General features: G+C 66.2%; 13 protein-coding genes and 2 tRNA genes. 4 read left to right on the top strand and 11 right to left on the bottom strand.

The window, feature by feature from the left end:
* Positions 1–10: 10 nt before the first annotated feature.
* Entirely contained in the window at positions 11–1729 is a 1719-nt protein-coding gene (locus JNO50_RS12995) for a DUF1302 domain-containing protein (protein WP_189535652.1), read from the bottom strand.
* An 18-nt stretch (positions 1730–1747) separates the two neighbouring features.
* Positions 1748–3088, bottom strand: coding sequence for a DUF1329 domain-containing protein (locus tag JNO50_RS12990; RefSeq protein ID WP_189535650.1), 1341 nt, complete (start codon positions 3086–3088; stop codon positions 1748–1750).
* A 196-nt stretch (positions 3089–3284) separates the two neighbouring features.
* On the opposite strand from JNO50_RS12990, the gene JNO50_RS12985 reads away from it, so the two are divergent.
* The 4 genes from JNO50_RS12985 (at position 3285) to JNO50_RS12970 (ending at position 8668) form a co-directional block, all read left to right on the top strand.
* Positions 3285–4478 carry an amino acid deaminase/aldolase gene (locus JNO50_RS12985; RefSeq protein ID WP_215796378.1) on the top strand — a complete coding sequence of 398 codons (1194 nt, stop codon included), beginning with the start codon at positions 3285–3287 and terminating at the stop codon, positions 4476–4478.
* A gap of 38 nt (positions 4479–4516) precedes the next feature.
* Positions 4517–5920, top strand: coding sequence for a GMC family oxidoreductase N-terminal domain-containing protein (locus JNO50_RS12980; protein ID WP_189535646.1), 1404 nt, complete (start codon positions 4517–4519; stop codon positions 5918–5920).
* On the top strand, positions 5917–7857 hold the full coding sequence (locus JNO50_RS12975) for an aldehyde dehydrogenase family protein (protein WP_215796377.1): 1941 nt from the start codon (positions 5917–5919) through the stop codon (positions 7855–7857). Before JNO50_RS12980 ends, JNO50_RS12975 begins: the two co-directional genes overlap by 4 nt.
* A gap of 100 nt (positions 7858–7957) precedes the next feature.
* A complete protein-coding gene (locus tag JNO50_RS12970) occupies positions 7958–8668 on the top strand; it encodes a DNA alkylation repair protein (protein WP_215796376.1) in 711 nt (236 codons plus the stop codon).
* A gap of 59 nt (positions 8669–8727) precedes the next feature.
* Here the strand turns inward: JNO50_RS12970 and JNO50_RS12965 are convergent.
* The 9 genes from JNO50_RS12965 to JNO50_RS12925 all read right to left on the bottom strand — a co-directional run bounded on the left by JNO50_RS12965 (position 8728) and on the right by JNO50_RS12925 (position 20657).
* A tRNA-Glu gene (locus tag JNO50_RS12965) sits at positions 8728–8803 on the bottom strand.
* Positions 8804–8806: 3 nt separating this feature from the next.
* Positions 8807–8882: transfer RNA gene (locus tag JNO50_RS12960), tRNA-Ala, on the bottom strand.
* Between the two features lie 171 nt (positions 8883–9053).
* Positions 9054–10613, bottom strand: a complete 1560-nt coding sequence (locus tag JNO50_RS12955) for a glycosyl hydrolase family 18 protein (protein ID WP_189535645.1) — start codon at positions 10611–10613, stop codon at positions 9054–9056.
* A 234-nt stretch (positions 10614–10847) separates the two neighbouring features.
* Positions 10848–11120, bottom strand: coding sequence for an acid-shock protein (locus JNO50_RS12950; protein WP_189535643.1), 273 nt, complete (start codon positions 11118–11120; stop codon positions 10848–10850).
* A 155-nt stretch (positions 11121–11275) separates the two neighbouring features.
* A complete protein-coding gene (locus JNO50_RS12945) occupies positions 11276–11641 on the bottom strand; it encodes a VOC family protein (RefSeq protein WP_189535641.1) in 366 nt (121 codons plus the stop codon).
* A 105-nt stretch (positions 11642–11746) separates the two neighbouring features.
* Positions 11747–12328: a YgjP-like metallopeptidase domain-containing protein gene (locus tag JNO50_RS12940; RefSeq protein ID WP_229804822.1), complete on the bottom strand. Its 582-nt coding sequence runs from the start codon at positions 12326–12328 to the stop codon at positions 11747–11749.
* Between the two features lie 18 nt (positions 12329–12346).
* Positions 12347–18838 carry an AIDA repeat-containing protein gene (locus tag JNO50_RS12935; RefSeq protein ID WP_215796375.1) on the bottom strand — a complete coding sequence of 2164 codons (6492 nt, stop codon included), beginning with the start codon at positions 18836–18838 and terminating at the stop codon, positions 12347–12349.
* A complete protein-coding gene (locus JNO50_RS12930) occupies positions 18835–20097 on the bottom strand; it encodes an autotransporter strand-loop-strand O-heptosyltransferase (RefSeq protein ID WP_189536625.1) in 1263 nt (420 codons plus the stop codon). The genes JNO50_RS12935 and JNO50_RS12930 overlap by 4 nt, the downstream gene beginning before the upstream one ends.
* Positions 20098–20309: 212 nt before the next feature.
* Positions 20310–20657, bottom strand: a complete 348-nt coding sequence (locus tag JNO50_RS12925; RefSeq protein WP_229804924.1) for an Lrp/AsnC family transcriptional regulator — start codon at positions 20655–20657, stop codon at positions 20310–20312.
* Positions 20658–20714: the final 57 nt, after the last annotated feature.

Below are 20714 nucleotides of genomic sequence, written 5' to 3'. Positions count from 1 at the left end.
ATCCCCCTCCTCAGAAATTCACGCTGAAGCTGGCCGAGACGAAGTCGCGATCAGAAAGGGGATTGTTCAATCCGCCGCCCCAGAACGTGGTGTAACCCAGCGAAGCCTTCCACTGGGATGTGCGCGAAAGGTTGAGGTTCAGGGTGGCGGCCTTGCGCCCCGCGACGAAGGGGATGGTGTTCGGGCTGATGCCTTTTACATCGTGGGATACGCTAAGCTCGGGGGTGAACGTCAGGTTGCTGCCGAAAATCCCCGGGTACTGCGGCGACACTTGCAGAACATAACCCCAGGAGGTCTTGCTCACCGAGGCTCCGCGCGGGTAGGGCACGAAATAGGCTTTGCCGCCGCGGCTGAAATCCCAGTGCACCGGCGCATCCGGCGTGTAAGGCGCCGGATTGAGGCCGGGGTAGTGGACCACGGCCGCCTCGGCCGACAGATCGACCTGCGAGGCTCCCAGCAAGGACACGAGTCCCGACAGACTGTTGGACGGTGTCGCCGAATAGACCGCGCTCACGTTCCACTGCCATTTGCGCTCGGTCGCGTAGCCCGGGCTCGTGAAACTGGCACGCCCCAGCGGATCGACGGGCGCCACGATGCCCACCGAGTCGCGCGGCCGGTACGACAGCTCGCTGCCGAGGGCCAGGTCGCCGAGCGAGGTGTGACCGCTCAGGCCGAACAGTTCGCGCCGGGTGCCCCAGTTCATGAAAATCTCGCCTTGCGGCAGGCCGAACACCGGGTCCTTGCCGAATTGCCGGAAACCGACCTGCGGCATCTTGTCGTTGTAGCGCAGGTAGTAGAAGGCCAGTTCGCTGCCCGCGTCATCGGGCTTGTAACGCAACGCCATGCCGTATTGCCGGTCGCGCGCGCCGGGACGGTTTTCCCCGGCATAGGGAAAGAATGGCTTGCCGCCCGGAATGTCGGGCGTGGCGAGTCCCGCGCCGATATCGGGACCCAGCTGGGCGCTCAGACTGTTGCCGAAATAGATCCCCCGGGCGCCCTTGCCCACGGTGTCCATCGTGGAAAAGTAGCTGCCGGCCGGATCCATGCGCCAGCTGTTCCATTTGAATTGCCAGTAGGCTTCGGCGGACCAGCCGGCGCCCAGGTCTCCGTTGAGCGCCAGCATCGGCGCCGGCCGCAGGATTTCCTTGACCGGGGTGCCGGGCAGGTGCGCGCGCTGGGAGTCGATGGCGTTGATGGTGTTCACTCCGCCCAGAATGAACAGATCCTCGCCCCAGCTGACGACCTGGTTGCCCAGGCGCCACTGGACGCGATGACCGGCAAGCTCGGTCTGGTGGAACACGAAGGCATCGAGCAGTTCGGTGCGGGTCACGATCTGCCGCCGCGCATCGGAGGCCAGGGGAATCGCCCGGGTCTTGCCCGCGCGCCAGTCGTGCAGCCAGCTTGCCCGCACCAGCGCGCCGCTCGCGCCGTCCAGGGTTTTGACGGACAGTTCGTGCAGCCCCTTGAGGTACAGGGAAAACAGGTCTCCCCTGTTGTAGTTGCGGTCGCCGTCGTCGCCGTTCAGGAAATTCAGTTCGGGATCGGGGCCGCAGCCGCCATTGTCCTGACCGATGAAACGGCAATCGCGCGCGTCGGTGCGCGCGGCGAATCCCAGCGTGATCGTGGAGTCCACGCTGCCGCGCAGCGCATCCGTCTCGAAGGTCACGGCGCAGGACAGGGCGGGCCAGACGAGCGCCATGGCGGCGCCCGCAGCGAATCGGGTTGTCATGGGGAATCCTTTCACGGGTCAGCGCGTGCCCAGGCGGCGCAATTCTTCGGGCGTGAACATGGCCGGAGAGAGCCGGCCCTCGCGTGCGGCCAGCCAGTCGGTCTCCCGTTCTTCGTTGCCCCACAGATCGACGCTGTAGCGGCCGTCCACGAGGTCGTACACCACATTGCCCTCGCTGACGCAGGCCGGCAGTTCCGGGGCCATGTAGAGCGTGTTTTCCAGTACGCGCCACAACTTGCCGTTCTGGTCGTAGGTGTCCTCGTGCAGCACGGTCCAGCTGTCTTCGTCGATATAGAAATCGCGCCGCGCATACAGATGGCGCATACCCGGTTTGAGCACGGCCTCGACCTTCCAGACCCGGTGCAATTCGTAGCGCGGCAGATCGCGGTTGACGTAGGCGCCCTTGAACACTTCTTTGTATTTGCGCGTCTTGTCGATGAGCCGGTAACTGTTGTACGGCACCAGCATTTCCTGTTTACCGACCAGCCGCCAGGTGTAGCGGTCGGTCGAACCGTTGAAGAGCTCGGTCGAATCGACGGTGTTCAGCGCCTGGGTCAACGGCATCGGCGCGTCGTAGCTGAACACCGGCGCCTTGCGCACGCGGCGCTGACCGGGGAAGTACAGCCAGGTATCGCGCGGTTTGCCGACCGTGTCGGAAATCAGGGTCAGCTCCCCGGCGTGGGAGGCCGGCGCGGTGACTTCATTGAGAAACAGGAAAAGCTGGCCGCGGGTGTCGGCCAGTTTGCCGTTGCGCGACGAGGCGGCGGGCGCCAGAACACGGTTGATCTGCCGGTTGGCATCGAAATTGCCGTCCTTTTCCACGACCCCGGTGACAAGGCCGCTGATCCAGCCTTCCCCGCGATAGCGCAACTTGTGATTCCAGATGGCTTCCAGGCCGTTTTTCGGAGAGGGGAAGAGCACGCCGGCGCCACTGCCTTCGGCCAGATCGCCCGCGTCGTTGAGCGCCGCGCCGCGCGCGTTTTTCCGGGTGGCCTCGTAGACCGACTCGGCGTAGCCGCAGCTGCGGTGAGTCGGGTAGACATCCATCCGGTAGCCCGGTTTGCCGGTGATCAGCGCGATCTGGCCGGCGGACAGGCGCGCGCGGTGCGTGTCGACATTCGTGGCGTCGACGCGGTAAAGCGGCCGTTCGCCGGCATACGGATCGGAGCGTTTCATGCCCGGTTTCCAGTTGGCCGGCGCGCGGATGTCGCCGCCTGTCCAGGCCGGAATGCTGCCGTCCCGGTTGCCGGCTTTTTGCGCGCCGACCGGTGTCAGGTCCTTGCCCGTTCGCTCGCTGTCCGCGGCGCCGGCCGCGGTGGCGATCAGTCCGGCCAGTGCGATGCAGCCCAACTTTTTCATGGTTTCGTTCTCCTCTTGGCGTCTCGTTCGGGTGTCCCTGGCCGCTTCCCCTTGGCGAGGCGCGGTCTGTTTATTAACGTGACTTGTTGTCACGTTTTAAATATGGGACTATGCTGAATGAAATGCAACATGTTGTCACGTTTTTGTGGCGCGTCGGAAGACAATGGGGGAGGGGATGGCCGGAATCGCCGCTGATATGACAAGCAGGTCATTGTACGAAACATATGCGGAAGCATTGGGTGCGAGTCCGTTGCCTCTGGCATTCGTCGATCTGGATGTCTTCGACGCCAATGCCCGCGCCATGGCCGAGCGGACGTCGGGCAAACCGATCCGGGTGGCCGGCAAGTCGGTGCGCTGCCGGGCATTGCTGGAGCGTGTGCTTTGCGCGCAACACGGCATGAAGGGTGTGCTGTGTTTTCATCCGGATGAGGCGGTGTTCCTGTTCGGAAAGGGGCTTGACGATTTTCTGGTGGCCTATCCGAGTCTGCGGCAGGACAGCCTGCGGCGGGTGGCCGAGGCGGTGGCGCGGGGGGCGACGATCCGGCTGATGGTCGACCATCTTGCTCAGGCGAAGCTCGCCGACCGGATCGCCCGCGACGCCGGCGTGATTTTGCCGTTGTGCATGGACATCGATATGTCTTTATCGTTGCCGGGACTGCATGCCGGCGTGCGCCGCTCGCCGCTGTCGGACGAAACGCGGGCGCTGGCCCTGTACCGGGAGATCGCCCGTTTGCGGCATGTGCGCCTGGAAGGGGTCATGGGGTACGAGGCGCAGGTGGCCGGTGTCGGCGATGCGCAGCCGGGCCGTCCCGCGCGCAATGCCCTGGTGAGATTTTGCAAACGTCTGTCGCGAAGCCTGGCGCGGGAGCGGCGCGCGCGGGTGGTGGCCGCGCTGCGGGAGGCCGGCGCGCCGGTCACGCTGGTCAACGGCGGCGGTTCGGGCAGTCTCGCTTCGACGGCGGCCGACCCGTGCGTGACCGAAATCGGAGCGGGCTCGGGACTGTTCGCACCGCATCTTTTCGATGCGTACCGGGAGGCGGTCTGGCGGCCGGCCGCCGGTTTCGTGCTGGAGGTGGCGCGCATTCCGGGGCCGGGTTTTGTCACCTGCGGCGGGGGCGGGTATGTGGCCTCCGGGCCGTCCGCCCCCGATCGGTTGCCGCGACCCTGGCTGCCGGAAGGGCTGGCGCTGTTGCCGCTGGAGGGCGCGGGCGAGGTGCAGACGCCGTTGAGCGGCGATGTCGGGGGGCTGGAGCCGGGTGACAAGGTGTTTTTCCGGCACGCCAAGGCGGGCGAGTTGTGCGAGCGGTTCAATGAGCTGGTGCTGATTCAGGCCGGCAAGGTGGTCGGCCGCGTGCCGACCTATCGTGGAGAGGGGATGCAGTTCATGTAATAACGGCGCCGGGCGGATCCGGCGAAAGGAGTCGCGGAATGGTTCACGATTACATCATTGTCGGCTCCGGGCCGTCCGGCGCGGTGATGGCCGACGCCCTGACACGGGCCGGCGCGGATTGCCTGATGCTGGAGGCGGGCGAGGCGCGGCCGTCGCCGGCGTTTCCCGATAACGAACTGGCGGCCAACAGTCGGCTGTTCTGGGGGGGCGGCATGGAGCTGAGCCGCGATGCCCGCACGGTGTTGCTGCGCGGCAAGGCGCTGGGGGGCGGCAGCATCGTCAATCAATGCCTGCTCGACCGGTTTGACGAATTGGCGTTTTCCCTGTGGCGTCAGGCCAGCGGCATCGCCGGTTTGAGCCTCGAGGCGTTCGAGCCCTGGTATCGGCGCACGGAAAACCGTCTCGCGCTGGAAACGCTGGGCCGCGAAGGCTGGAACCGCAATGCCGCGCTGTATGCGGAAGCCTTCGAGCGGTGCGGTTATGGCTGCGCGCCGCTGCGGCGGGGGCAGAGCGATTGCGGCGGGAACGACTGCGTGGTGTGCCTTGGCGGGTGCCGGCGCGGATCGAAGCAAAGCACGCTGATGACGTTTTTGCCGCAGGCTTGCCGCCAAGGGCTGACGATCCGTTGCGGATGTCAGGTCGAGGCGCTGTCGCACGACCGCCATGGCGTGACGGTGACCGGCTACCTGGCCGGACGGCCGGAAGTCTGGCGAGCCAGAAAAGTCGTGCTTGCCGCGGGAGCGCTCGGCACGACCGGCATTTTGTTGCGTTCCGGGCTGAAATCCCGCCTGCCGGCGCTGGGGGAGGGGTTTTTCTGTCACCCGCAATGGATGACGCTGGCCCTGTTCGATGAAATCGTGGATGCCCACAAAGGCGCTTTGCAGTCGCTCAAGTCGGACGAGCCGCGTTTTCGTCAGGCGGGGTTCAAACTGGAGAACATTTTCGCCGGTCCGGTCGCGATCAGTCTGCTGGCGCCGGGCATCGGCAAGGAGGCGGCGCGCTGGATGCGCGACTACCGCCGCATGGCGAGCATCGAGGTGGCGATCCGCGACGAAACGCCGGGCCGTGTGCGGCTTGCCGGCGGCCGGCTTGAGGTGGAGAAAACCCTTGGCGACACCGACCGCGCGCGGCGCGATGCGGGGCTCGCCGTGGTGCGGGAACTGTTCGGCGCGGTGGGCGCGAAAAAGCTGCACCAGGCGCCGCTGCGGATCGGCCTGCACCTGATGGGCGGTTGCGCGCTGGGCGTCGACGGCGCCCGTTCGGTGACGGCGCCGGATCACCGGGTGCACGACCACCCCAATCTGCTGATCGCGGATTCGGCGTGTTTTCCGGCGGCGCCGGGCATCAACCCGTCGCTGTCCATCATGGCATTGTCCGGGCGGGCCGCCGCCATGGAGCTGGGACAGGCGGCCCTCGAACCGGTCCGGGAGGCGGCGGCATGAACGATTCGCGATTTCTGAGCAGAACCGAGATGAACGGGTTGATCCGGGTCGGCGGCGCCCTGCTGCCGGGGGAGGAGGGATTGCCGGCGTTCGCCGACACCGGCTGCGCGGTGCTGGTCGACGAGGCGCTGGCCGTGGCGAGCGCCGAGGATGTCGCGAGCCTGCGTGGCTTGCTGCGCATTCTGCGTTTCGCGCCGGCGTGGCTGATCCGCGCGCTCTTTGGGCTTGCCGGACGGGCGGAGGCGTTCCCGGATGTGCTGGGAACACCCCTGCGCCGCCTCGATACCGGACTGCGCGGGCTGGTGTACAGCCTGTATTACTCGGGGCCCGCTCAGCCGGCCCGCGGCGCCGCCGGTGTCTGGTCCGCCATCGGCTATGACGCGCGCGTCGAACCCGCGGCGGGCCTTCGGGAGGAATGGATGATGGAACATGTCGCCGAATGCCGGCTGACCGGTACGACCGAGGAGGTGTGTCAAATGGCCATGGACCGCGCGCGCGCCGCGGCGCCTTGGCTGGCGGGCACGCCGGTGAAGGCGAGGCTTGCCGCCGTCGCGGCGGTGCGCCGCTGGCTGGTCGATCGCCGCCAGTGGATTGTCGACGAGATCGTCCGGGAAAACGGCAAGGCGCCGACCGATGCCCTGGTGTCGGAGGTGCTGGGCGTCATCGATTGCCTGTTTTTTCTGGAGAAGCGGGCGCCCGCCATCCTCGCCGAAAGCAAGGTGCCGACGCCGCTGATGCTGCTTGGCAAGGCTTCGCGCCTGCGCCACGAGCCCCTGGGCGTGGTGCTGGTGATCGCGCCCTGGAATTATCCCGTGCATACCGCGTTGACCCAGATCCTGTTCGCGTTCGCCGCGGGCAACGCGGTGATTTACAAGCCGTCCGAATTCACGCCGATGTCCGCGGTGCTCACGGCCATGTTGCGCGCGCATCCGCTTCTTGAGCGGTCCGTGGTGATCATCGAGGGCTCCGGTGAAACCGCCCGGCAGTTGATCGATGCGCGGCCCGACAAGATCGCTTTCACCGGCAGCGTCGCCACAGGCAGGAAGGTGCTGGAGCAGGCCGCGTCGCTGCTGATCCCCGCCAGTGTCGAGCTTGGCGGCAAGGATCCGATGATCGTGTTCGACGATGTGGATCTGGAGCGCACCGTCGCCGGCGCGGTATGGGGAAGCATGACCAATACCGGCCAGTCGTGCAGTTCGGTGGAATGCCTGTACGTGCATCAGTCGCTTCATGAGCGGTTTGTCGAGCGGCTGGTGGCGTCCGTCAGGGCGCTGACGGTGGCGTGCGGCGAATTCGCCGATGTGGGCGCCCTGACCACCGACGCGCAGCTGGCGACTGTCGAGCGGCACGTGGCCGACGCGGTGGCGCGGGGGGCGACGGTGCTTGCCGGAGGCGCTGTGATCGACCGCGCGCGGCGGCTTTACGCGCCGACGGTACTGGCCGGCGTGGATGATTCCATGCTGGTGATGCAAGAGGAAACTTTCGGGCCGGTGTTGCCTGTGCTGGCGTTCGCGAGCGAGGACGAGATTGTGATGCGCTGCAACCGTTCGCCGTTCGGGTTGTCGGCGAGCGTCTGGTCGAAAGACCCGCTCCGGGCCCGACGCGTCGCCGAGAAACTCGTGTGCGGCGCGGTGAGCATCAACAATGTGATGCTCACCGAAGGAAATCCGGCATTGCCGTTCGGTGGAGTCAAGCAAAGCGGCACAGGCCGGGTGCGGGGTGCCGAAGGGTTGCTGGCCTATACCCGCAGCAAGGCGTTGCTGATCGATCGCCAGAGCCGCAAGATCGAGGTCAACTGGTACCCCTATTCCCCGGACAAGTATGCTCTGTTCGACAGGCTTGTCGCGTATCTTGGCCGTGGACGTCTGCTTGGCGTGGCGCTGACCGGATGGCGATTGGAATCATTGTCCCAAAAATGTCGCCGCGCACCACGTTGAGTTCTCGCGGATTTGACAGGTATACGCTTGTCATCCGACACTTCGGCTCGTGAAGAGGGAGCCGTATCGGTTTTCCTTGTCGCCCGGGCCGGGAGGGTGTATGGCGAAGAAAATGGGGAAAGCGCAAACTGTCGATCCACGGGTGTTCTGCGAGGCGGTGCGTGCCGAGCTGTCGGCTCTGGCCGACGATGCGCGCGCGGCGCCGATGCGCGCCTACATGAAAAACCGCTATCCCTTTTTCGGTATTCCGACGCCGCGGCGGCGCAAGGCCGTGGCCCCGTTGCTCAAGCGCCTTGCCGGTCAGAACGGGGCCGCGCTTCTTGCCTGCGCCGCGCGGCTTTGGGAAGAGCCCGAGCGCGAATGCTGCTATGTGGCGGTGGATCTGCTGGCGAAACACACCAGGCAACTGCATGCCGGCCACTTGGCCGACATCCTCGATCTGGTACAGCGCAATGCCTGGTGGGACTCGGTGGACGGTCTGGCGGGCGTGGTCGGCGATATACTGCGCGGCAGCGATCCGGAACTGGTGGATCGGGTGTTCGACGTGTGCCTCGCGCACCCTGACAAATGGGTGAGGCGCGTGGCGCTGCTGCATCAATTGGGCTGGAACGAGGCGACCAGCGTCGAGCGGCTGTTTCGCGGAGCGCTGCGGCTCGGGACGGAGACCGATGTGTTCATCGGCAAGGCGGTGGGCTGGTCGTTGCGCGATTATGCTTGGCACGACCCCGCGGCGGTGCGCGAGTTCGTCGGCCGCAATGTGGGGCGGTTGTCGCCCCTGTCGGTTCGCGAGGCCCTGAAAAACCTTGATTAAGGCGCCGTGAAGCAAAAAACGCCGCGATGCGAAGGCATGCGGCGTTTTTTATCGAATCCTGGCGTCCCCACGGGGATTCGAACCCCGGTTATCGCCGTGAAAGGGCGACGTCCTAGGCCTCTAGACGATGGGGACCTGTGGTGGAGATAAGCGGGATCGAACCGCTGACCTCTTGCATGCCATGCAAGCGCTCTCCCAGCTGAGCTATACCCCCACTGGTTCCGAAGGGCTGTTGCCCGACAGAGATGCGAACTATACCGATGGAGAATTTTCCTGTCAACAGCCGTTGCCGGCCGCCGGTGATTTTTTTCCGGGGGCGCGGGCCGTGTCGCAAAAAAACCGGGCGGGGGAAGGTACCCCGGCCCGGTTGGCGTCTTGGCGTTTCTTAGCGTTTGCGCTGTTTCGCCGCCGCGTCGTTTCTTACTTCGCTGGTGACGGACAGCAGCGTGCCCCGCGCATCGTCACCGTCGAGCGACCAACTGAATACGCCGCCCAGCTGTTTGCTGCGCACGTAATCGAGTTTCACGCGTATCGTGGCCGGATCGTCATAGCTCCAGAACTCCTTGCCGTCGTAGGTCCACAATTGCCGCGTGACCGGATGGACGTAACGGGTCGCGTTGCGGGTGACCAGAACCTTGTAGTCGTTGTATCCGGCCTCGTAGGTGCCGGGCGCCGCGCCGGTGGCGCGCTGGTAGAGTCCGTTGCCGTCCTTGCCCGGGGCGACGCCGGTCCAGCCGCGTCCGTAGAAGGGGATTCCGATGTTGATCTTGGCGGCGGGAATGCCGCCGGCCAGCAGGGTTTTCACGGAGTCATCGACGTTGTAGTACACCTGGTCGCCCGTGACGGGCGCGGCCGGGTCGCGGTAGAGGTTGGCATGGAAATTGGTCGGGCCCTGCGCGTCCCAGCCACCGTGAAAGTCGTAGGTCATCACGTTGACCCAGTCAAGGTAGGACGAATACTTGGCGGGTTCCGTATTGCGGATCTTGTCGACCCCGGAGCCGATGGCGACCGTCAGGTAGTAGCGCCGCTTGTTCTGCGCGGAGAGCGCGTCAAGCTGGCGACGGAACTCGGCGAGCAGGAGCGTGAAGTTCTGGCGGTCGTTGGGGTCCACCGTGTTGGTCGGCAGTCCGCCGCCACCCGGGTATTCCCAGTCGATGTCAAAGCCGTCGAATACGCCAAGCGCGGCTCCCGGCCCGCCGGCATCCTCGCCTTTGGGCAGGTTGCCCTTGATATAGAGGTCGATGCAGGACGCTACCAGTGTCTGGCGCGACGCCTCGCTGGCGGCGAATTTGCCGAAATTTTTCGACCAGGTCCAGCCACCCAGCGAGATCAGGACTTTCAACTGCGGATTCTTGAATTTGAGTTTGCGCAACTGGCCGAAATTGCCGCGCAGCGTATCGCTCCATTGATCGGCGGCGCCGTCGACGGATTCTGCGGCAGGGAAGCTGCGCTGGTAATCGGCCCAGGCATCGCCGCCATCGCCGTTGCCGTTTTCGGCGCGGGTGACCATCCCACATTTTCCATCGGCGTATACATTTCCGAAAGCGTAATTCAGGAAAGTCAGCTTGGCGTCGCTGCCCGCGTCGACGAGTTTTCTCAGGGTGTATTTGCGATCATAAATGCCCCATTGGGTGAAATAGGATCCAACGTGTCGTCCGACAGTCGGTTTGGGCTCCGGCGGTACTTTGCCGCCGCCAGGATCGCCACCGCCCGTGCATTCGCTGGCCGGACGCTCCTCCCAGGGACCCCAGGCGTCCGAACCGGGTTGCGCGTTCTGGTTCCACCAGCGCGAGCGCCAGGTCTTGCCGTTGTAACGGGCGTAATCGCCGGAGTTGTAGATCTGACCCGCGGTCCAGTCGGTGCATGAGGCGGCGGACCAGGCGTCCGGGCTTGCCAGGACCAGGGCGGCGGCACCCAGCGCCGGGAGAAGAAAGAATCGGGACATGTCGTTTTTCCTCGCTCTCTTTGTTCGATGCGGATGGCGAACCGGCGTCGGGCGCCGGGCGATCCGTGCTCAGTGGTCATCGGGTGGTCTGCAAGTGGTATTGCATTGGTATCAGGATTGATGACGCGCGGGATTTTGCAAGGCGATTTGCCGGGGAGCTGGTCTTTTTGACAGGGGGAGAGCGGTAGAAAACCCCGGTCCGCCAAGGGGCGGCGCCGGGGTGGTTCCGGTTGATTATCCGGCCGTCTTGACGGCCGGCGCCGCGTGGTGGCGCTGTCCGTGATGGCGGTGATGATGGTGGCGTTTTGCCTGGGCCTTTTGCACAACGGCGGTGGAAGCGGCCTTGTGCGCGCGGGTACGGTGGAGCGCTTTGCCGTGCCGCGCGTGAGGCGCGGATGCCGCAACGGCTTTGGCCACGGGGGCGGAAGCGGTGGCGGTGGCGGCGAAGCCCGCTGTGGAAGCAAGGCCCAGCGCGGCGGCGACAATCAGTGCGGCGACAGTTTTCATGGTGTTTCTCCCGGTCGGTGGGGTGGAGGGCGGGACCGCCTTTCGGTGTGTCCTTGATGCCATCCTAGGCCGACCGGATGCCGCCGTCTGTGAGCCGCGTGTAAGGGCGTGTTCGCGCCATGTACGGCGGAGTAACGGTGTGTATCGGCGCCGGGTTAACGCGTGAAATTCGGATTGCGGATGACTCCGATGACGTGACCGAAGGGGTTGCGCACCGTGGCGACGAGAATGCCTTCCCCGACATCCGTGACGGGAGACATCAGTTCGGCGCCCAGCTCCGTCAGGTGAATAATCGCCGCTTCGATATCGTCGACACCCCAGTAGGCGACCTGATTGCTCCCCGCGCCGGGTTTGGCCGCATCGGGCTGCAGTCCCAGTTCGAATCCACCCACGTTGAATCCGACATAGAACGGTTCATCGAAGTATGGCGTCATGGAAAAGGCGCGGCAGAACCAGTTGCGAGCCAGGGCGAGGTCATCCGCCTGGTAAATTACCGTGTAGATCCCTTTGAAAACAGTCATGGTCCGTTCCTTGTCTCAAGGAAGCGCGGGCTTCCCGGGTGATTGATGACGGCGTGCCTGTTTATTTTTATGTCATTGTGCGGCCTGGCGAAAGCCGAACGGCGGTCAATCCGGCGACGAGCGGATATCCTGCCAGGTCAGGTAAAGGCGCAAGTCGAACTCCAACTGGTGATAGTCCGGCTCCATGTATTGGCAAAGCTGGTAGAACGCCTTGGTGTGTTCGCGTTCCTTGAGGTGGGCAAGCTCATGCACGGCGATCATCCGCAAGAAGGCCGGCGCGGTGTCGCGAAAGAGGGTGGCCACGCGGATCTCGTGTTTGGTCTTGAGTCGGCTGCCCTGAACTCTGGCGACCCGGGTGTTGGTTCCCAGTGTGCCGTGAACCGGGTGCTGCCGGCTGTCGTAGGCCACTCTGGACAGGGGCGGCGCGTTTTTCAGATGGCGCTGCCTGATCTGGTTGACATAATCGTACAAGGCGGCATCGGTCTGGATCGCATGCCGGTCGGCATAACGGGCGGCGAGCCATGCCTCGAGCCGGTCCTCGTCGATCAGCGCGCGAACCTTGTCGAGCACGGCGGGGGGATAATGCAGCAGGTATTTCAGGTCGGCGGTCATGACGCTGGGCAGACGGTCAAAACGGATAGTCGGCTCATTGTACAGGAAGGTGCCGGTCTCCGGCGGAGGCGGCACCTTCCCGGTGGACCCGGTTCAGAACCGGGCATTGACGGCGAACGTCAACCCAAAGCCGTGGAACGCCTTGCCCGACAGCGAGGTCTTGTAGTCGGCCTTCACATCGAGCCTGAGCGTTTTGCTCGCCCACCCCCCCACCCCCGCCGCCATGATCAGGCTCGAGCCCGCCAGGTCGGAGCCAAGGGCCGTGCGCGAGCCGTTTTGCGCGACAAAGCCGGTTTGCTGCGTCGCCTTGAACTCGTGCATCACGCTTGGTTGGAACCAGACGGTCAAGGGGCCCGCCGAGGAGCGCTGCAGTGGCCGGGCGATCCGCACGCCGACGCGCAGAGGGATGCTTTCGATGCGGCCGAACTGAATGGCCGCCGCCTCGTCGCCGGCATCCGCGAGCCTGAGCCGCTGGTAGGCCAACTGCACCTGCGGTTCGATCGTCACCGCGCCGGTACGGAACCCGTACCCGGCCTCCAGCGAGCCGAGCCAGCTCAGCCCGTGGGTACGCAGGGTCAGGTTGTTGGACGAACGGGTGGTCACCTCCGACCAGTTCGCCTGCAGCACTCCGTCCAGATACCAGCCCGCCGCACCGCGCCGGGTCCAGTAGCCGCCCAGCGCATAGCCATCCAGTGTCGCCTTGCCGGCCGGCCCGCCATCGGAGTGGGTGACATGGGCGGTGCTCCGGCCGATGGCGGCGTAGACGCCGGCCCGGTCGCCGGCGTCGCCCGCCCCGCTGCGCCGGTACAGATCGGCGCCGGCCTGGGCTCCGTACAGATCGGCGCGGAACTTCGCCGCGCCGCCGGCGATACCGTCCCGCGCGCCGTCGTGACGCACCGTCTGGGCCATCGCCCGGCCCCAGTACGGTTCGTCCGCGTCACCGCGCCGTTCCCGCCAGGAACCGGCCACCATCGCGCCGTACCTGAGCGCCACCGCCGGCACCGTCATGTCCAGCGAAACCTCGGAGCGGTAGCTCGGTTTGCCCCCGCTATCGGACGACAGATACCAGTCGTCCGGCTGCGCGGCACCGCGCTTTAGCCGGTAGTCGTAGGCGCCGGCCAGCACCGGCTGGAGCAGGGAGAGTTGCCACTGGGCGGTGCTGGCGCCGTTGACGGACTGAATGACCCGGATGCCGTCGCCCTGCGTCAAGCCGCCCAGGCCGCCGAGATTGCGCACCGCCAGCCGCGTGCTCCCCGTCGCCCGTCCGCCGTCGATGATGAGGTGACCGATGCTGGAGCTGCTGCCGCCCAACTGGGCGTTGACCGTCAACACGCCATTTTCGCCGACCAGGTTCGTGACGCGCAGGGTCTTGATCGACACCGTCCGGGGCACTTGGTAGGTCACGTTGCCGGCCAACTCCAGGGTGTCGATCGTCGAGTCGCCGGTCACCGTCCAGGTCGAGCCGGCCAGCACGCTGACATCCAGCGGATCGATGGCGCCGGTCAGCGTCGCGCCGTTCTGCAGGACCAGCCGGCTGCCCGGCCGGCCGATCACATCGCCGTTGAGACGGCCGCCTCCCGCGCCGCCGTCCAGGGTCAGCGTGCCGGCATTGATGCGCGTGATACCCGTATAGGTCAGCGCGCCGCCCAGCACCTGGGTATAGGCGCCGTCCTTGACCAACTCGCCCGAGCCCTCCACGGTGCCGGTGAACACGGCCGAGCCGCCGGCACCGTTCAGGGTCAGGGTATTGGCGCCCAGCGCCAGCGTGCCGCCGCCCTGCAGCCGCGCCACATGCTGGTCGAAACCGCCCAGCTCGAAGCGCGCCCCGTCGCCGATGCGCAGCAGCTGACTGGCGGCGATGGCGTCGGCCACGCCGGCCTTGAGCGTGCCGCCTTCGACCGAGGTAATTCCACTGTAGGTCTGCGCGGCGGCGAGCGTCAGGGTATGGCTGCCCTGCAAGGTCAATCCGCCACTGTCTCCGAGCACGGTGCCCCAGACGCGGTCGGCGTCAGGGGTGACGCGCACCTCGCCCTGATTGCGGATCGGCATCGTGCCGTCGAGGGTCGCTGTGCCGTTGATGCGGGTGACGCCTTGCAGCAGCCCGTCCTGATCGACGGTCAGCCGAGCGCCGTCGTTGACTTCCGTGTCGCGCGCGACGCCACCGGCCAGCACGGAGGTCACCCCGCCGGCGCTCAGGAGCGACGCGCTGGCGAGCGCGCCCGACGATACGGTCTGGATGCCGCCGGCCGCGATCACGCTGGCCAGCGCCTGCGCGCCGGACAGAATGACCTGCCCGCCGCCGCTGACGGATGTGGCGCTGGCGATGCTGCCCGACGACAGCACCTGCAGGCCGCCCGAATCGATGGTGGCACCGCTCACCCGGCCTCCCTGAAGGTTTTGCCGCCCACCGCTATCGACCAGCGAAGCTTGCACGGTCGCTCCTGCCAGCACGGTTTGTTCACCGCCCGACAGAATGTGGGTCGCGCGCGCCGCGCCGCCGGACGAAACGATTTGCCCGCCGCCGCTGTCGATCAATGACGACATGGCGTGGCCGCCGGCCAGGATCGACTGTGTGCCGCTCGCGTGTATCCGGGCCGAGGTGGCGACACCTCCATCCTGAATCTGCTGATTCCCTCCGCTGAAAATCTCCGCCGCGATCGTGGATCCCCCCGCGACGGTTTGCATCCCTCCGGACAGGATGCTGGTGCCGCTATCCACGCCTCCGGCGAGAACGGCTTGCATTCCGCCGGAGGAAATCACCGAGGCGGAAGCCACCCCGCCGGAAGAGAGGACTTGGCTGCCGCCCGCGGCCAGGGCGGCCGACGTGGCCGATCCTCCTGCCAGCACCGTCTGGGTCGCGCCATTGCCGATGGTGGCGCTGAAGCTCTGGCCTCCCGATACATATTGGGCCGCACCCGACAGGATGGATGCGGACTGGTCGATGCCCCCGGCGAGAACGGTTTGCCTCCCGCCGGAGGAGATCACCGAAGCGGAAGCCACCCCGCCGGAGCTGACGGTCTGGGTGCCGCCGGCGAGGATGGTGCCTCCGCTGTCAAGACCGCCGGCGAGGACGGTCTGGCCGCCGCCGCTGATGATCGCGGCGCTGGCCACTCCGCCGGACGAGAGGATCTGGCTGCCGCCCGCGGCCATCGTGGTGGCGCTGGCGACGCCGCCGGAACTGACGGTCTGGGTGCCGCCGGCGAGGATGGTGCCTCCGCTGTCAAGACCGCCGGCGAGGACGGTCTGGCCGCCGCCGCTGATGATCGCGGCGCTGGCCACCCCGCCGGACGAGAGGATCTGGCTGCCGCCCGCGGCCATCGTGGTGGCGCTGGCGACGCCGCCGGAACTGACGGTCTGGGTGCCGCCGGCGAGGATGGTACCTCCGCTGTCAAGACCGCCGGCGAGGACGGTCTGGCCGCCGCCGCTGATGATCGCGGCGCTGGCCACTCCGCCGGACGAGAGGATCTGGCTGCCGCCCGCGGCCATCGTGGTGGCGCTGGCGACGCCGCCGGAACTGACGGTCTGGGTGCCGCCGGCGAGGATGGTGCCTCCGCTGTCAAGACCGCCGGCGAGGACGGTCTGGCCGCCGCCGCTGATGATCGCGGCGCTGGCCACCCCGCCGGACGAGAGGATCTGGCTGCCGCCCGCGGCCATCGTGGTGGCGCTGGCGACGCCGCCGGAACTGACGGTCTGGGTGCCGCCGGCGAGGATGGTACCTCCGCTGTCAAGACCGCCGGCGAGGACGGTCTGGCCGCCGCCGCTGATGATCGCGGCGCTGGCCACCCCGCCGGACGAGAGGATCTGGCTGCCGCCCGCGGCCATCGTGGTGGCGCTGGCGACGCCGCCGGAACTGACGGTCTGGACGCCGCCGGCGAGGATGGTGCCTCCGCTGTCAAGACCGCCGGCGAGGACGGTCTGGGTGCCGCCGCTGACCTGCGCGGCGCTGGCCACCCCGCCGGACGAGAGGATCTGGCTGCCGCCCGCGGCCATCGTGGTGGCGCTGGCGACGCCGCCGGAACTGACGGTCTGGACGCCGCCGGCGAGGATGGTGCCTCCGCTGTCAAGACCGCCGGCGAGGACGGTCTGGGTGCCGCCGCTGACCTGCGCGGCGCGAGCCACTCCGCCGGAGGAGATATTCTGCGCACCGCCTGCCGCGATGGTCGCTGATGTGGTTGTTCCTCCTGCATGCACGTTTTGCGTGCCGCCGCTACCGATATTGGCGCTGAGGCTTTGCCCAGCAACGACCTGCACCCCTCCGGAAAAGACACTGGCGTACCTGTCCTCGCCGTCGGCCAGCACGGACAATGTGCCGCCGCTGCCCACCGTGGTGGAGAGGGCCAGCCCGCCCGACAGCACCCCCAATTGCCCGCGGTTCTCCAGAAGGACGTTGCTGGCCACATTGTTGCTGATGACAAAATTGCCCAACGCGTTGGTGCCGGAAACCGTCGCAATCGTGTAGGTGACCAGTCCTCCACCGCTCGACATGACGAGCGAGTTGGCGATGCTGCGGCCCTCGATAGTGATGAGACCGCCGCTGTGCACCGTCGTGTTGTTGGCCGTTCCCGCTTGAAGGTATTGTGTGCCGCCGCTGCTGACCACCGCGTTGAACGACGTGCCAGTCTGAGTAAACAGATTGCCTCCGCTGGCCGCCACGGCATCGTAGGAGGTACCGCCATGCAGTGACTGGTACCCGCCGCTGATCAGGAGGGAGCCGCTTGTCACTCCTCCGCCATAGACGTACTGGACACCGCTGCCCTGCACGAGGGTGCTGATGGTGGTCCCGCCGTAAACGTGTTGCCGCGCGCCTTGCAGGACCGACGTCTGGTAGGTCGTGCCATTGTTCACCACTTCGGAGCTGGAGTTCCCGCTGACAACCGTACCGGACGCGATCCCCCCGTCGATGTTCTGGGTACCGTTCGCGGAGACGAGGGTAGCGGATGCCACGCCGCCGGTTTTCACCGAGAGCGTGCCGCCGCCTTCGAGAAGAATGTTGGTCGTGGATCCACCGCTTATCGAAAAACCTCCGCGCGCGTTGGTACCCGAGACGACCGCTCCGGTGTCGGTGACCAGCGCGCCGCCGCTGGTCTGGTTGACGCTGGTGGCGGTGCCGCCCGAAGACACGATCAACCGTCCGCCGTTGGCGATGGTGGTGGAGGTCGCTGTGCCACCGGAGGACACGGTGAGGGCGCCGCTGTTTTCCAGGAGGACGTTGGAGGCGACATTGCCGGCGATCGAGAAGCTGCCGGACGCGTTGGTGCCGGACACGGTCGCGCTCGTGTTGGCGATCAGCGCGCCGCCACTGATCTGGTTGACGTCGGTGGCGGTGCCGCCCGAAGACACGATCAATCGCCCGCCGCTGGAAAGGGTCGTGGATGTCGTGACGCCGCCCGACGAGACGAGCAGTTGTCCGCTGATGGCGACCGTCGTGGAGGTCGCTGTGCCACCGGAGGACACGGTGAGGGCGCCGTTGTTTTCCAGGAGGACGTTGGAGGCGACATTACCGGCGATCGAGAAACTGCCGGACGCGTTGGTGCCGGACACGGTCGCGCTCGTGTTGGTGATCAGCGCGCCGCCGCTGCTCTGGTTGACGCTGGTGGCGGTGCCGCCGGAGGAGACGATCAACTGTCCGCCGCTGGTGATGGTGGTGGAGGTCGCCGTGCCGCCGGAGGACACCGTGAGAGCGCCGCTGTTTTCCAGAAGGACGTTGGAGGCGACATTGCCGGCGATCGAGAAACTGCCGGACGCGTTGGTGCCGGACACGGTCGCGCCCGTGTCGGCGATCAGCGCGCCGCCGGCCGACTGGACGACCCCCGCCGCCTGTCCTCCGGACGATACGGTCAGTGCCCCGCCGCTCTGTATGGTGGTGTCGCTGCTTGCGCCGCCAGCGGAGATTTTCATTGCACCGCCGGCGTTGAGGGTGGCGCTGGCCGCGCTGCCGCCCGACAAGACGGTCAGCGTGCCGTGGTTGTTGATGGTCGCATTGCTCGCCAGGCCGCCGCTGGAAATGTTCAGGCTGCCACTGTTATTGACTGTGGTACTGACAACCAGACCGCCGGACGACACGGTTTGCGTGCCGTTGCCGTTGAGGGTCGTGGCGGAAGCGACGCCACCGCCGGAGACGATCGACTGGCCGGTATTGTTGACCGTGGTGCTGACCGCCAGACCGCCGGACGACACGGTTTGCGTGCCGTTGCCGTTGAGGGTCGTGGCGGAAGCGACGCCACCGCCGGAGACGGTCGATTGACCGCCGTTGTTGACCGTGGTGCTGAGCGCCAGCCCGCCGGACGATACGATCTGCGAGCCGGCGGAGCCCACCGTCGTAGTGGATGTCACGCCGCCCGACGTCACATTCTGGGTGCCCGACGTAACGGTCTCCCCTTGGGTGACCATGCCGCTGCCGACCGGATCGGTGAAGGCGTGCGCGGGAGAACCGAGCGTCGCCGCCGCCAGCGCCGCGATTGTCCACGCGCCTGGGGCGCGCCCCGTCTTGCTCCTTCCTGGCGCCAGTTCGGATACGGCGATCCACATCCGGCGGCTGGCGCTCCAGATCAGGCGATAAATCCGGTTGGGCGAGGATGTTTTCATGGTTGCGTCTCGCAGGCAAGGCGGAGCGACGCCGGCAGGGCATGCGCGGCATCCTGCCTCCAGCGCGACTCTTCCAGGGCCAGGTCGAGCTGTTTGATGACCTGAAGCGACGTGATCAGCGCCGAGCATTCGTACTGGCGCGGAGTGCCTTTGTGATGCGGACACCAGAAAAAGTCGTGATGGTCAAAGCGCACCCGAACATCGTTCCAGCAGCCGTTGCAGGTGTGGACATTGAATACCCTGTACGGGGTATGAAATTCGTTCTGCGGCAAGGTGAAGCCGCTGATCAGCACGGTCGGGATCCGGCATGCCCAGGCCAGCCAGGCCAGGCCGCTCGAGACACCGACGAACGCCGAGGCGTGTTGCAACAGCGCGGCCCTTTCGGCGAGCGGACGCTCGCCGGTGAAATCCTCTGCCTCGCGCGGAAGATGCGTCCAGGCCGGTGTCTGTCCGTGCACGGCATCCTTGTCGATGCACAGCACACGGTAGCCTTTTTCCTTGAGATGGCGGACCACATCGTTCCATCCTGCCGGATTGTTCCACTTCTTGCATTGGGTCGAAGCTTGCACGGCGATGCAGACATACGGTTCGGCGATGGTGCGCGGCGCATCGAGTTTCAGGTTCGGCCTCGCTTCGCTGTTGTCGACACCGAGAATATTTCCCGCCGTGCGGTTAAGCCCCGCCATGCGGAAATCGACGGGCTGGCGGCTATGCCCCTCATCATCGAAGAACAGGCCCAGCCAGTAGCTGGCGTACAGCGTGTCGTCCGGAGCGTCTGGCTGGACATGGACAAGAGCGGGGTAGGTGTCGCTGAACAAGGTGGCGATTTCCTCGGCCATGGTGTAGGTGACAGAGCCGCGGTAGCGCTGGCGGAAGCGTTCGAGGTAGGGAAACCAGGCCAGGATGTCGCCCAGCGTTCCCACCGGAAAATGCACCCTGACCGGGCGGTTTTCCAGGGACATCTCGTGTTCCAGGCAGGGCGACGGTTCGCCTTTCACCCAGACTCTCAAGACGAAACGGACCAGGAATTTTTTGCCGCTGAGCACCCAGCCTTCGCGGGTGTCGGTGGTGAACAGCAGATTGCCCGTGTCGGCATCGGACAGTTCGACATGCCAGTCTCCGGGGGGCAGCAAAATACGCGCGCCGTCGTTGAAGTCGTAGCGGATGCCGGCAGGTCCGGTCTGGGTGGGCAGGCCGGGAGGGACCGCGCGGTAGGGGCGGACTGCCGGGAGGTCGTCGGCCGGGAGGGGCTGGCTCATGTCGGGATCACTCCGAATCGAAAGAAAACCCGGGTTGCGTATCCCGCTTTCCCGTTCGCGTTTTCGGGGCGGGACGGCATGGCCGTGCCAGGCCGCCGTTCCGGAAGGTGGCAATTACAACCTCATCCGCTGATGTGTCATTCAAGCGATGGGTTGTAACTGCATAAAGTCGATATAGACGATTTTTCCGGTCTGCCAAAGGGCTGGGGTTCTCAGCGTACCGGGTGGAGGGCGCGTGGAGGTATGGGTGTGGACAGGATCAGCGAGGTGCGGGTTTCGCCCGGGTGGCTGAGTGTGCCGACCAGCGTTTCCAGGTGCTCGGTATCCCGGGCCGCGACACGGAACAGATAGGAGTAGGAGTCGCCGCCGGTGACATGGTGGCATTCGAGCACTTCGGGCAGTCCTTCGAGAAAGGCGATGAATGCGTTCTTTTTCGGTTGGGGAACCGTGATGCCGATCCTCGCCATCAGCGGGTATCCGAGGCGCCGCGCCGCCACCCGCGCATGGTAGCCCTCGATCACGCCGGCATCTTCCGGACGGCGCAGGCGCTCGGCGATCACCGGCGTCGACAGCCCGTCCGTGCGACGGCCCCGGCCGCCCCCTCTGGGCGGGTTGGG

The organism is Paludibacterium paludis (genome assembly GCF_018802605.1).
GTDB lineage: Bacteria > Pseudomonadota > Gammaproteobacteria > Burkholderiales > Chromobacteriaceae > Paludibacterium > Paludibacterium paludis.
This window is presented reverse-complemented; position numbering and strand designations above follow the sequence as displayed.

What these genes read in the sequence shown, in the direction of transcription:
- JNO50_RS12985 (WP_215796378.1), top strand. Translation starts at nt 3,285, where the DNA reads ATGACAAGCAGGTCATTGTACGAAACATATGCGGAAGCATTGGGTGCG.
- JNO50_RS12950 (WP_189535643.1), bottom strand. Translation starts at nt 11,120, where the DNA reads ATGAAAACTGTCGCCGCACTGATTGTCGCCGCCGCGCTGGGCCTTGCT.
- JNO50_RS12955 (WP_189535645.1), bottom strand. Translation starts at nt 10,613, where the DNA reads ATGTCCCGATTCTTTCTTCTCCCGGCGCTGGGTGCCGCCGCCCTGGTC.
- JNO50_RS12995 (WP_189535652.1), bottom strand. Translation starts at nt 1,729, where the DNA reads ATGACAACCCGATTCGCTGCGGGCGCCGCCATGGCGCTCGTCTGGCCC.
- JNO50_RS12935 (WP_215796375.1), bottom strand. Translation starts at nt 18,838, where the DNA reads ATGAAAACATCCTCGCCCAACCGGATTTATCGCCTGATCTGGAGCGCC.
- JNO50_RS12945 (WP_189535641.1), bottom strand. Translation starts at nt 11,641, where the DNA reads ATGACTGTTTTCAAAGGGATCTACACGGTAATTTACCAGGCGGATGAC.
- JNO50_RS12975 (WP_215796377.1), top strand. Translation starts at nt 5,917, where the DNA reads ATGAACGATTCGCGATTTCTGAGCAGAACCGAGATGAACGGGTTGATC.
- JNO50_RS12990 (WP_189535650.1), bottom strand. Translation starts at nt 3,088, where the DNA reads ATGAAAAAGTTGGGCTGCATCGCACTGGCCGGACTGATCGCCACCGCG.
- JNO50_RS12980 (WP_189535646.1), top strand. Translation starts at nt 4,517, where the DNA reads ATGGTTCACGATTACATCATTGTCGGCTCCGGGCCGTCCGGCGCGGTG.
- JNO50_RS12930 (WP_189536625.1), bottom strand. Translation starts at nt 20,097, where the DNA reads ATGAGCCAGCCCCTCCCGGCCGACGACCTCCCGGCAGTCCGCCCCTAC.
- JNO50_RS12970 (WP_215796376.1), top strand. Translation starts at nt 7,958, where the DNA reads ATGGCGAAGAAAATGGGGAAAGCGCAAACTGTCGATCCACGGGTGTTC.